Annotated in this window: 9 protein-coding genes and 1 pseudogene; 5 read left to right on the plus strand and 5 right to left on the minus strand. The window is 63.8% G+C overall.

What is annotated here, in order from left to right:
• Complete coding sequence (locus KY661_RS24040; protein ID WP_225412429.1) at positions 1–759, plus strand: DUF5953 family protein; 759 nt, start codon at positions 1–3, stop codon at positions 757–759.
• Between the two features lie 19 nt (positions 760–778).
• Here the strand turns inward: KY661_RS24040 and KY661_RS24045 are convergent.
• A pseudogene (locus tag KY661_RS24045) lies at positions 779–2,119 on the minus strand (serine/threonine protein kinase).
• Between the two features lie 184 nt (positions 2,120–2,303).
• Between KY661_RS24045 and KY661_RS24050 the strand changes: the two are divergent.
• The gene (locus tag KY661_RS24050) at positions 2,304–3,647 is read left to right on the plus strand and encodes a hypothetical protein (protein ID WP_225412430.1); all 1,344 of its coding nucleotides are present in this window, start codon (positions 2,304–2,306) and stop codon (positions 3,645–3,647) included.
• A 22-nt stretch (positions 3,648–3,669) separates the two neighbouring features.
• Here the strand turns inward: KY661_RS24050 and KY661_RS24055 are convergent, their stop codons facing one another.
• Both KY661_RS24055 and KY661_RS24060 read right to left on the minus strand, forming a co-directional pair.
• Positions 3,670–4,974 carry a GEVED domain-containing protein gene (locus tag KY661_RS24055; protein WP_225412431.1) on the minus strand — a complete coding sequence of 435 codons (1,305 nt, stop codon included), beginning with the start codon at positions 4,972–4,974 and terminating at the stop codon, positions 3,670–3,672.
• A 139-nt stretch (positions 4,975–5,113) separates the two neighbouring features.
• Entirely contained in the window at positions 5,114–5,602 is a 489-nt protein-coding gene (locus tag KY661_RS24060; RefSeq protein WP_225412432.1) for a substrate binding domain-containing protein, read from the minus strand.
• Here KY661_RS24060 and KY661_RS24065 point away from each other — a divergent pair.
• Positions 5,546–6,463: an NAD-dependent epimerase/dehydratase family protein gene (locus tag KY661_RS24065; RefSeq protein WP_225412433.1), complete on the plus strand. Its 918-nt coding sequence runs from the start codon at positions 5,546–5,548 to the stop codon at positions 6,461–6,463. The two genes, KY661_RS24060 and KY661_RS24065, sit on opposite strands and share 57 nt — an antisense overlap.
• 552 nt (positions 6,464–7,015) lie before the next feature.
• On the opposite strand, the gene KY661_RS24070 is transcribed toward KY661_RS24065, so the two are convergent.
• Complete coding sequence (locus tag KY661_RS24070) at positions 7,016–7,663, minus strand: isochorismatase family protein (protein WP_225412434.1); 648 nt, start codon at positions 7,661–7,663, stop codon at positions 7,016–7,018.
• A 149-nt stretch (positions 7,664–7,812) separates the two neighbouring features.
• On the opposite strand from KY661_RS24070, the gene KY661_RS24075 reads away from it, so the two are divergent.
• Both KY661_RS24075 and KY661_RS24080 read left to right on the plus strand, forming a co-directional pair.
• Positions 7,813–8,706: a LysR family transcriptional regulator gene (locus KY661_RS24075; RefSeq protein ID WP_225412435.1), complete on the plus strand. Its 894-nt coding sequence runs from the start codon at positions 7,813–7,815 to the stop codon at positions 8,704–8,706.
• A 936-nt stretch (positions 8,707–9,642) separates the two neighbouring features.
• Positions 9,643–11,448 carry an amidohydrolase gene (locus KY661_RS24080; RefSeq protein ID WP_225412436.1) on the plus strand — a complete coding sequence of 602 codons (1,806 nt, stop codon included), beginning with the start codon at positions 9,643–9,645 and terminating at the stop codon, positions 11,446–11,448.
• Between the two features lie 299 nt (positions 11,449–11,747).
• On the opposite strand, the gene KY661_RS37770 is transcribed toward KY661_RS24080, so the two are convergent.
• Positions 11,748–12,056 (minus strand): transposase, encoded by a 309-nt coding sequence (locus KY661_RS37770; protein ID WP_225412444.1) that lies wholly within the window; start codon positions 12,054–12,056, stop codon positions 11,748–11,750.
• Positions 12,057–12,130: the final 74 nt, after the last annotated feature.

The following is a 12,130-nucleotide window of genomic DNA, read 5'->3' on the forward strand; positions in this document are numbered from 1 at the left end:
ATGCCGGTGATTCGAAACGTTCTGGGCATCAAAGTTTATACACCCGTTCATGTGGGTGACGATGCTCGCCTTGTCGGTGCCGTCCATGGGTTGGAGCAGGCGCTCTCAGGCATGCGCCTTGACTGGACCGTCTCAGAGGACAAAAAGCTCATCCACCTTCCGCAACGTGATGAATGGTTCGCCCATGCACGAAGGACTCGCAGTCTTCCCTTCGTCTGCAATAACGACGAGAGTTACCCGGTCACGATGGCCGCATTGGAGATACCGGCCACATATGGCCCCGGCGGTCAGCCGATGCTCGACATCCATGCAGACCTGCCACTGGAACCGGCTGTCATTGCGGCAGCAGCGGAGATGCTGGAGGCAATCGCAGAGGGCGCGCAAGCGCTGTGGGGGCAAGCCACACCCTTTGCCGCGGCCCTAGACATTGTGAGGCAAGCGAGCCGCACGTTGGAGGGGGTGCCGAGCCCTCCCAGAGGACTCCCACCGCTCAAGCAAGGGAAAGATATCCGCTCGCCTGAGATTCCTCATCGCTTGGGATGGCTGAACTACTGGTCTGCCAATGCCGCACGGGCCATCGGCTTCCCAGAGCCAGCACGCGACGCGGACCTGCTCTCGCAGTCACGACGCACCGCAACGGGTGGGTGGGTTGTCCGGCTCACGGACGCCCCCCTTGAACTCGACAACCCAGCGCACCTCGCGGCACTCCTTCGGGCCTACGAGCGTTTTCCGAAAATAGGCGGACGCGCAGCGCACTGAACCCACGATTCAAGGGCCTTTACGGGGCAGCTGAGGTCGAAGGCCTCCTGGGATCGATATGGGGCAGGTAACACGCCTTTTTCCATTCATACATACTGGCACTGCATGGCGATACCGCACCGCTCACCTGTGCCCAGCATCCCCCATGGATCTCCACCGTGTATTTTTCACAAGGAGGACGCCGCTGCCCAGGCAGCGGCTTCTTGGGGATGTCGAGAGCGATCCCACTCATTCCCGGCTCATGTGGGCGCGCCTCTGGAGGACTGGCAAGCACCTGCTCCCCGAGGCCTACCGTTCCACCGTCCCTTTGTTCATGGGTCTGCGCGTGCTGAACCTTCTCGGGCGCAGGCACGTGTCCCTCTTTCATCCACCATGCCCCGATCAACAGGTACACCAGCGCAGCCATCGCCAGCCACGGGGCCTCCGCCCAAGATGATTGCGGCGGGAGTAACTGGCCAGGGCTTGCTTGAGCGGACAACGGGGTGATGCGGAGGTCCGCACGAGGTCCGGCAGTCTTTGCACGGTACTCCAGCACCTCGGCCACTTCCTAGGTGCTGCCCCGCGCGGAGGGCTCGTCGCTGAGCAGTTGCTGGATGATCTCCGCCAATTCCGGGCACACGGAGACCAAGGTCTCGGGGGGTAGCCACGGCGGCTGAAAGAACTCGACCCCCTTTTCTGTCACCTTCATGTCCAAGGCCGGTGGATACCTGCCCGTGACAAGCCGGTACGCCGTCACTCCCAGGGCGTACAGGTCATCGGAGGGCTGAGCCTCATAGCGGGCCGACGGCTGATGCCGGGCTTCCCACTGGAAGCGCTGGCATTCGGGGCTCTGATACTCGGGCGTTCCTGGCGGCGGAAACTGGTGCGTGAGCACCCGGGCCCTTCGGTAATACGCCGAGCCGAAGTCCATCAGCACGGCCCCGGAATCACACGTCCGCACCAAAATATTGTCACCCTTGACGTCCCGGTGAACGCCTTCCGCTTCGTGTGTGGCCGCCAACGCGGAAGCCACCTGCGCCAGGAACTTCAAGGCCTGGCGCGAGGTCAGCGGGTGCTGCGCAGCCCACTCGTAGAGGGGTACTCCCTCCACCCACTCCATGACGATGAAGGGGAAGCCCCCTCCTCCCTGCACTTCCCAGGTGCCCCGCTCCACCAGCCGGGGAATGCCTGCGTGTTGGAGACGGGAGAGCAGCTCCCCCTCGCGTTCGAAACGCGGATCGTTCACGTGGAGCGCCAGCTTCAATGCGAAGGGTCCCTCCTCCGGGTGCCCTCCCTTCTCGACACGATAGACGGCGCCGTAGGAGCCCTGGCCGCGCTGCTCCAGCACGCGCCATGGGCCCACTTCCGTTCCAGGAGTCATCAAGACCGGCTTCACACCCCGGAAGTTTACTGTTGGCCAGTCCCATGAGCGCCTGGCGGGGGGCCTGCGCACTGCGGCATGATCCAGAACGTCAGCCCACGGACAATACACTGGTCAACCGTGGGCCGGCCGTGATGGAGCGTTCATGCGAAACCTGAGCAGATCCCTGGCATCGGTATGTGCCGTGCTCACCCTCCTGAGCTCACTGGGGTGTGGTGATTCCTCCGGCCCCGCTGTGGGAGCCGGGCCGGACGATGAGAACCAGCCCCCCGAGACGCTCGAGCAACGCCGCGCCCGCTGGACGGCCGAGAAGGCGGGGCGCCCCCGCGGCGTGCCGGCCACCTTCGAGCTCTCCGGCAACCCCATCCACATCAGCGGAAAGGGGCGGGTGCAGGTCGACTCCGGCGTTTTCGCCACAGGGCCCCTCTTCCCGGACAACAAGCACTACCTCTTCTTCGCGGACGCCCAGGTCGGAGCCGAGACGGGGCTCCTCGTGCTGGAAGGCCAGCGAATCCATATCGCCGGCGGTTCGCTGGGGCAGGTGGAGATTGGAGCCGTCGCCACGCGCACCCACCTGGAGGACGGCACCGCCTCGCCCGCCGTCGAGCTGAGCACCGCATCTGTCACCGGTGGCACCAAGCCCCAAGTCACCTTCCCCGAGAACTGGAGTGACGCGAAGAGTGCCCTGTTCTTCTCGGACGCCGCGAGCGTGTCTCCCAGGAACCTGAGCCTCTCAGGCTTCACCCGCGGAGTCCTGGTCACTGCCACGGGTCATACCGCCCTCCCTGGGAGCGTGACGATCACCTCCGCGAGACAGATGTATTGGGACGGCGCCTCCCGCCTCGAGGTGACGTCGAGCACGCTCGAGTACGACGGGTTCGCACTCGGAGGCAAGGTGAGCGCGGGCTCGCTCACCTCGCCCGCGCTGGCCACTGCCCCACCGCTGCCCAGCGCGGTGATGGGGCTCGAGGCGAAGATCACCGTCCAGCCCGGTACCGTGCGGAGCGCGGACACCTTCCGGCTCACCCAGGCCGTGACGGAGCCGGGATTGCTCATTCCGGCGGAGCTCGAGGTGTCCTATGACGCGACGCCCCTCACGCTGAAGAAGAACCAGCGCGGGCTGGTCCCGGTGATCTTCCGGGAGAAAACGCTGAGCGGTCAGGCGGTGCTCTCGGATCTTCAGGTCACCGGCAGCGGCAAGGAGGCGGTCCGCGTCGCGCTCGGGGAGGTGGAGACGGCCGTCGAGCAGCTCTGGGACACCGTGGGCGAGGCGGGGATCGCGGCCCCCTTCCTGGCGGTCCCCCTCGCCATTACCACGCCGTTCATTGCCCTGGGCGAGTGGCTCTCGTGTGTGTTCTCCACGTGCCCCCAGGCCTTCCCGGTCTGGATGGAGACGGGGACGGTCTCGCGCTTCCACATCATCGTCCAGGGGGAGCTGCCCCCAGGGAGCTATGAGGCGGACGTGACGCTGACGGGCCGCAACTCCGCGGCCTTCACCGTCCCGGTCCGGTTCACCATCACCGAGTGATCCGACACGCCGGGCCGCCGGACTACGGCTGTCCGGGCAGGGTGAAGCGCAGGGCCGGGAGGGAGGTGGCGTCCGTTCCGAGCCGCACCGAGGGTGACTCCTCTCCACGCGAGACCGTCAGCTCCGCGTGGGGCTGCTCCGAGCCGCGAGCGGTGGGTGTGAAGGCGGGGGCAGGGGCAATGTTGAGCAGGTAGTCCTCGGTCTCGCCGAAGTTGTACGCGCCGCACGAGAAGACGCTCTCCGGGTTCGTCCCGGCGTCATCGTGGACGGCGACGATGAAGCGCATGCGCTTGGTGCCCGGCAGCACCGTCGTCGGGATGTTGAGGGTGATGGTGTACAGGACATCACTGGAGACGGACGGCGCGTCGATGAGGAACTCGCCCGGATCCGTGAAGTCATTGTCGCCATTCCAGTCCACGTACATCTTGAACAGCTTCTCGTAGTTGGGCTGGCCACAGGAGCCGAACTGGATGTCGATCTCCTTGCCCACCTGGCCCGCCGTGGCGGACACGACGTACGGGGTGTTGTTGGTGTAGTTGGGGCAGGTGCCGAGCCCGATCGTGTTGTTCGTGAACTCGGACGAGGCCACGTAGTCGATGGCGCCGTAGCTGTTGTAGCTGGCGCTCGACAGGCAATACGGGTCGACGGTGAAGGTCGCACTGGAGGTCTGCGGCAGGTTGCAGAAGGTGGTGGTCGAGTCGGCCCGGCTGACCCGGATCTTTCCGGTCGTGGCGCCCGAGGGCACCTGGGCCACGAGCGTCGTCGCGTTCAAGATGGAGCGCGCGGCGGCCACGCCATTGAAGAAGACGGCGGTCTGGCTGTCGAAGCTCGTCCCCGTGAGGGTGACGAGGCCCCCCACGGGCGCCGTCAGGGGCGAGAAGCCGGTGATCGTCGGGTGGCCCACGGCCTGAATGCCCTGCAAGGAGGCGAGCTGGGACGTCCCCGTCTTGGCGATGAGGTAATAGTTGCCCAGCGCGAAGCAGGAGCCGTTCGTCGTCGCGGGCAGGCTCAGGGTGTCATGGGCCATGGCCGAGCAGTTGGGGCCGGGAGAGGTGATGGTGGCCTTCAGGCTGGTCTTGAGAAAGATGCTGGAGGACGTCACCGTGCTCGTAGGGGACAGGTAGAAGTCCACGGGGATGGCGCTGGTGCCGGAGGCCGACAGGGTCGCGCCCGCCGTGAAGTCGACGACCATGGTGCTGCCGACATTCCAAAGGGGACTGGTGGCGCCGTAGCTGCACATCCGCTCGTTGTAGATGTAGGCGTGGGCCGTGCCCCCGCTCCAAAGGAAGCCCAGTCCCAGGACAGCTGCCGCGAGTTTATTCATCATGGAAAAATCCAGTGCTTATCTGCAGTGCACGGAGTGTGCGCCGAGGCTTTACACAACCTGTGGGTGTGAGCCGTGAGCGTGAGAAATGATGCAAAAATAAGAACGGACTGACGGCCTGGCTCGAGCGGCGAGCCTCCACTCAGGCGTTCTGCTCACTCTCGGCGTACGCAGCGCGCAGATGCTCGACGAGGAGCCGGACACGTGGCTCGTGGCGGTGGAAAGCCCGGTAGAGGGCATACACCTCGACCGGCTCCGACTGCCATCCCGGCAGGATCTGCCGCAGCCGCTGGCTCTGGAGATCGGCGGCGACGAACCAGTGCGGAAGTAACGCGACACCGAGGCCATCAAGAGCAAGCTCACGGAGCAAGTGCCCCGCATTGCACGAGCAGCGAACCTTCATCCGGACGCGGGCGGTGGATGCCCCGTTCACGAGCGTCCAGACCTCGGCCGCCGCGTCACGGACGGGTGAGATGGACTCGTGGGAGGCAAGCGCGGCGGGCGTCTTCGGCTCGCCGTGGCGCCGGATGTAGTGAGGAGACGCGACGACGACACGGTGCCAGCGGGACAGCAGATGAGAATCGCTGTCATCGGCGCGGCGGGCTTCGTCGGGGGCGCTCTCGCACGGCACTTCGCTGCCAGCGGGTACGAGGTCTCGGGTCTTGTGCGCTCGGCAGAGGCCGCCACGCGTCTCCAGGCTGAAGGGATCGAGCCCATTGCCGGTGATCTGGCTTCAGAGCGTGCACTCCAGACCATCGTCGAGACGGTGGGACGAAGCGACGCCGTGGTGTTCGCTCCGCAGCTTGCCCCCGAAGCCGAGTATCGCGCCGTTTCGTCGCTTCTCGGCGCACTGGTGGGAACGGGCAAGACGTTCCTCTTCACCTCGGGCACCGGGGTGATGCTCCAGCGCACGGCCGGTGCCTGGAGTCAGAACAGCTTCGCGGAGGACGATGTCTTCGAACACGAGGAACTGGCGGCGCACCGCATTGAAACAGAGCGCCTCGTCCGAGCGGCTCCTTCACGAGGGGTACGAGGCATCGTGCTCCGGCCACCCCTGATCTGGGGGCCGGGCGATCATGGCCACGTGGCGATGGTCTATCGCTCGGTCGGCCTCACCGGCGCGGCCTGCTACGTCGGCGAGGGGCTTGCCAGCTACTCACACGTCCACATCGATGACGTGTGCCGTCTCTATGGGCTGGCGCTCACCCAAGGAGGGGCTGGCGCGCTCTACCACGCCGTTGGAGGTGAGATCCCGAACCGCTGGATCGCGGAGGCCGTCGCGCGCGATATGCGGTGTGAGACCCGGAGCCTCTCGGTCGAGGAAGCGTCCAGGGTATGGGGCCCGTTCGGCGCATTGATCCTGTCCTCGTCGAGCCGCTCACGCTCCCCCCGGTCACGGGCCGAACTTGGCTGGACGGCCGAGAGGACCGACATGCTCACGATGATTGGCGAGCCACGGCTCAGAGCGCTGGCGGCACGTGGCACGCCGTAGCGGGAACTCCGCTGGGGCGGAGAGAAGGCCTGTTGAGGGTGAGGACTGGTGCAGAGGGGCCGAGGAGGGCTGCTGACGGGGGCCGCAGAGGGGGACATGTGGGCTGTGTGCCAAGCCGGTGGAGAGGCCGCGCAGCCACGTTGGGGTACACGCCTACCCCAGCCGCCCTCCCAGGAGGGGCGCGGCAGGTGCCTGGCTCTCTTGGCTGGCTGGGGCGGCTTGTGCTTCAACACCCCGCGCTCTGGGGCGGCCCTCGCTCAGGGGCCAGGTGCTCACTCGCCGGGGGCAACCCCAGGTGCTCCACAATCGCTCTCACCCCTCCTGCTCCCTTCACGGACGCCAACACCTCCAGCGCGAACGTCCTTTTGAGCAGCCCGGCCCAGTCCAAACGGGGTGTGCCCTCCTTCCTCGGCTCCTCCTCCCGCGCTGGCGCAACCATGTTCGTGAACGTCGTTGCGTCGAGCTTGGACCATCGCTTTTGCCCGCAGGGTGGACGGCGAAACTGCGATGAGCAGTCGGCATTCTCGCGATCGCGCCGTCCCCTGGTATCAGTTAGCTTTTCGGCACGGGCGTATTGAGCAGCTGCTGCTCCCACAGGAATGCGATGCCGCTACCAGCCATATGGTCCTTGAGCAGTTCGACGAGGCCGGCAGCGTGCTCTGTCCGCGCGTGGTCGCGGTGCCATTCAGACGCAAGTGCCAGCCAGGTCATCACGTTCGCGCCGGCCGCGATCATGCGCTGGATGGCCACCTGATGAGCCTCTACCGAAACCGCTCCGCACGCATCGGTGATGACAGTCACATCCCAGCCTTCGCCGAGGGCATGGATCACCGGCATTGCGACACAGATCTCCGTATACAGGCCTGCGATGATCAGTTGCTTGCGGCCCGTCGCCTTCACCGCATCGACCACCTTCTTGTCCTGCCAGGTGTTGAGCAAGGTCCTGTCGATCACCTCCTGACCCGGGAAGACGTTGGTGATCTGCGGGAAGATAAGACCGCCGCGTTCGGCGATGACGCTGGTCAGAATGGTCGGGACGCCGAAGACCTTGGCGGCCTTTGCCAAAGCTGCCGCATTATTGACCGCCATGTGCGGGTCGTGGCTGTTCAGGTTCGTGAGCTGGAAAGGCTGGTGGTCGATCAGAACGAGGACCGAATCTTCGGGACGAAGAAGCGACGCAAGGCCATTACGAAAGGTCATGAATACATCCTCTGCTGCCGTTGTAAGTGAGTTGGGCCGGGGGACATGCGCCAACGGCGACGTTGCCTGAGGGGGTTATTGCCGTTCCTATCCGTGATGCGATAGTGCCACTTCCTGCTAAGCTGTGTCGCGGAACGGGGAACGCCGAATTGGATATCGAAGAGCTCAGGACATTCGTGGAAGTGGCCGATGCAGGAGGCGTGTCGTCCGCCGCTCGACGGCTTGGCGTCTCCAAGTCAATCGTCAGCCGTCAGCTTGCCCGGCTCGAAGCGGAACTCGGCGTGCAGTTGCTCTCGCGCACCACGCGGGGCGCTGCACTCACGGAAGCCGGCGTCACGTTTCGCGATCATGCGGCGCGCGCCTGCGCCGAGATCGACGCAGCCCGAGAATTGATCCAGCCCGACGGTGAGCTTCGCGGGCGGCTGCGCGTTGCCGTGCCGCTGACCTTCGGGCCAACGCACCTGGCTCCGGTGATCGCGGACATGGCGCGACTCCATCCGCAGCTCCACATCCACGCCTCCTATAGCGATCGCTTCGTGGATCTCGTCGCGGAGGGGTTCGATTGCGCGATCCGGATTGGCTATCTGAAGGATTCAAACCTGATCGCGCGGCATGTTGGACCCATCTATGGGAGACTTGTGGCGAGTCCCGATTACATCAAGGCGCATGGGTCTCCGGAGACGCCAGATGAACTCGTCGTCCATCAGGCGCTGATGCAGGGCACCGAACCCTGGCAATTCACAGATGGTGACAAGATCATCACGCTCCGCCCACAGGGACGCTTCAAAGCCGATAACGGTACGGCGCTGATAGCAGCGGCTTTGGCAGGGCTCGGCATCGCCTGGCTTCCGGAGGGCATCACCCAAGACCATGTCGCTTCCGGTGCGCTCGTTCCGGTCATGACACGTTATCCGCCGCCGCTGGCAGGCATTTATGTCATTCGGCCGCCAAGTCCGCATCCGGCGCGAAAAGTGAGGGTGCTCACCGACATGCTAATCGCGTGTTTTGGAAAGGCCCCGAACCCGGTGGGCGTCGACCGCTGACGCCTAACCTGTGCGGATCGATTCAGAACATTCCGTTGAGGTTCTCCACTTTGGAAGGGATCGTCTGTAATACATCCCAGTGCTCGACGATCTTTCCGGAGCATAGGAAGGACAGGCGCCCTCGTGGGCGTAGGGGGCGGAAGCAGAGCAGGAGGAGAGGGACGCTGACGGGGAGCCCATGAACCGCACGCCGGCCGGCGCAGAAGCCTTTCATCTCCAGCAGACACACGCCTGCCCAGCCCAGCCGCCCTCCCAGGAGGGGCGTGGCAGGTGCCTGGCTCTCTTGGCTGGCTGAGGCGGCTTGTGCTTCAACACCCCGCGCTCTGGGGCGGCCCTCGCTCAGGGGCCAGGTGCTCACTCGCCGGGGGCAACCCCAGGTGCTCCACAATCGCTCTCACCCCTCCTGCTCCCTTCACGATGAGCAAGACGTGGATCAGCAAGTGGAAGCGTATGCGTATAGGCGGGATAGAGGGCATGTGGAGGGTGAGGGCTGGAGAGGAGGTGCCCAGGAGGGCCGCCCAAGCAGTGAGCCAAGCGTGAGGAGAAGCCGCGCAGCCCCTTGGAGTACACGCCGGCCCTGGCCACCCTACCCTTCTCGCGCAACGACACCTTGCCCTGCCATCCTCTGTGGCAGCGCTGCTACTGAAGGTGTTGGTGCCCACCGGCTCCATGGCCGATAGCGGGCTGCTGACCTGACACGGCAGACGTCAGCCACGTCCAGCGAAGTGCTCAGCTCGTCAATACCTGTTGACGTTCCCGGTCCTGCGACACGGTGTGGCAATCTGAAGACCTACCGTAGCCCAGAGTGCAATGGCACTGTTTGCTTTGTCATGGCCACCTGGCGCTTGGGTCGTCCGACAAATCAGTTTTCAGAGCGGGATGCGGGCATAGCTTTCACTCTGGCCGCACCTCTTGAAATCAGCTTGGGAGAGAAAAATGATCAGGAAAGTACTCATTGCGTTTGTGACGATTTCGTCGATCTCCGCGGCTCAGGCACAAGCGACGCAGGATGATCCCGGCGCTGATCTGATCGTCGTCAACGCAAAGATCTTCACTGGCGACCGTGCGCAGCCCGAAGCTTCGGGCTTGGCCGTCAAGAAGGGTCGCATCTATTCCGTCGGCTCTGATGCGGAAATTCTCAGCCTGAAAAATTCCAAGACCCAGGTCATTGACGCGCACAAGCGTCGGATCATCCCCGGCATCGTCGATGCACATACGCACGTCCTCAACGACATGGCGTATAACTACAATGTGCGATGGGATGGCGTGCCGACGCTTCGTCGTGCGTTGACCATGCTGAGCGAACAAGCCGCACGCACTCCGGAAGGGCAATGGGTCAAAGTAATCGGAGGCTGGTCCCCCTTTCAATTCAAGGAGAACCGCTTTCCCACACTGGATGAACTGCGCAAGGCGGTGCCCAACCGCCCCATGATCGTGCAATATGCCTATAACCGTGCCTTCTTGAACAAGCGGGCGATGGAAGCACTCGGCGTAGGCACCGATCGGTTCCAGAAGTTGCCGGACATCGAAATCGAGAAGGATGGCCGCGGCAACCCCACTGGTGTGGTCCACGGCTACACCTGGTTGTTTCTCGCCCTCGAAACCATGGTGCCACAGCCCACGTTCGACGAACAAGTGAGTTCGATGATCTATAGTGTTCACGGCCTGAACCGGTTCGGCGTGACCTCAATCATCGATAATGGCGGCAGGTGGCCATACCCTGAGGCCCAGGCGAGGGTAGACGTGCTTGCACGAGACAACCGCCTCAACGTGCGCATGCCCTTCGTGGATTTGCAGCTCGGCAACGGCGGGCCCGTAAACATGGTGGATCTGGAAGTCGAGGCGATCACGAAAAAAGCGCCGATAAGCCCAGGACAAAACCTGCACCCCGCCTTGCCGCATGGCCATGAATATCGAGGCGCCGGGGAGGTTTTGTCCGGAGAAGTGCACGATCATGAAAACTTCGATCGTCCGGCGGTGATCATCGATCCCGAAAAGATGCGGCGCTTCGTCGAGCAGGATGTGATGAAGCTGGTCCAGCGACGCATCCCGTTCCGCATGCACATCAGCTATAACGAGAACATCTCCCCATTTCTCGACGCACTGGAGAAGATGAGCGAGAGCATCCCGCTAGATGGCCTGCGATGGAGCCTGGAACACGCTGAAACGATCAGTCCGGAGAATATCGATCGAGTGAAAAAGCTGGGCGGCGGCATCGCTCTGGACGCTAAAATGGCGTTGCACGGCGATGCTTTCATCAAGACGTATAGTCGCGAAAAGGCTTTGGAGACACCGCGCCTGCGCACACTCGTGGATAGCGGTATTCCTTTGGCCATGACCACGGACGCATTCCGGGCAGCCACGTTTAACCCATGGGTCGGTATAAGCTGGATGGTTTCCGGCAAGTCTGTGTCCGGAACCGAGGTTCTCGCCAAGAACAACCGTCTTTCGCGCACCGAGGCGCTTAAATTGTTCACCAGGGGGGGGGCATGGTTCATGAATGCAGATTCCGAAATCGGCGTGATCGCCCCCGGAAACCTAGCGGACCTTGCTGTGCTCGACAGGGACTATTTCGACGTGCCTGAGGATCAGATCAAGTCCGTAACCTCCGTTCTGACCATCATGAACGGTAAGGTAGTGTTCGGTGCGCAGGACTATAGCGCTCTGTCGCCTCAACTGCCTGCGATCCTTCCGGCTTGGTCGCCCGTTAAATTCTTTGGCAGCTATTTCGGAGAAAAGTGAAACCGGCACGCGAGGAGCGCCGATGCATGATTTGCTCGGCGCTCCTCGTGCGACGGTCATTTGCCTGCGTTGTCCCCGCTGGTCGCGTCCTCGCCAACAGGTGGGTTTTCGAAGCATTCAATGGCCGCAGTTGCGCGCCTGGAGCAAAGACGCCGTGGAACCTCAGCGCCAGCGCGCCACGCGCCCCATCGCGGCACAGCCGCTCCAGCCCCTGCCTGTCTTGGCGTGCGTATTGGCATGAAGGGAGAAGCCTTCCAGCAAGGCGCACCGGGGCTGCTTTCGGGGAGGGGGCCGGACGTCTACCTCCGGCAAGCGCAGCCGTTGCTGCAGGGAGGGCGCCTGGTACGCCTGCAGCGCATCCTCGGGTCCTTGCGCGGGCAGGGCCCCTCTTTTCTCCAGCAGGCGCAGCACCCGATGACGCCCCCCCTCAGCAGCTGCTCCACCTCACCTTGCGTGGGCGGCGGCAACGCCTCGAAGCGCACGCCGCCCTCCCTCTGCACGAAGACGCCGTCCGGCACCAGCGAGTGGAAGTGCGGCGTTACCTGCAAGGCGGAGCCGAAGAACTGGATGAACGACACGGCCCCGGCCTGCCCACCCCTTAGGCCCACCCCTTTCAAGGTGTCTATAAAACAAGAGAAAGCAGGAAGTGAGCGCCCTGCGCGCTCCCGAGGGAATAGAGGAC

The organism is Allostigmatella hybrida, from assembly GCF_020103775.1.
Lineage (GTDB): Bacteria > Myxococcota > Myxococcia > Myxococcales > Myxococcaceae > Hyalangium > Hyalangium aurantiaca.

Coding starts and splice junctions, on each gene's coding strand:
- KY661_RS24040 (WP_225412429.1), top strand. CDS start 1: ATGCCGGTGATTCGAAACGTTCTGGGCATCAAAGTTTATACACCCGTT.
- KY661_RS24055 (WP_225412431.1), bottom strand. CDS start 4,974: ATGATGAATAAACTCGCGGCAGCTGTCCTGGGACTGGGCTTCCTTTGG.
- KY661_RS24065 (WP_225412433.1), top strand. CDS start 5,546: ATGAGAATCGCTGTCATCGGCGCGGCGGGCTTCGTCGGGGGCGCTCTC.
- KY661_RS24070 (WP_225412434.1), bottom strand. CDS start 7,663: ATGACCTTTCGTAATGGCCTTGCGTCGCTTCTTCGTCCCGAAGATTCG.
- KY661_RS24080 (WP_225412436.1), top strand. CDS start 9,643: ATGATCAGGAAAGTACTCATTGCGTTTGTGACGATTTCGTCGATCTCC.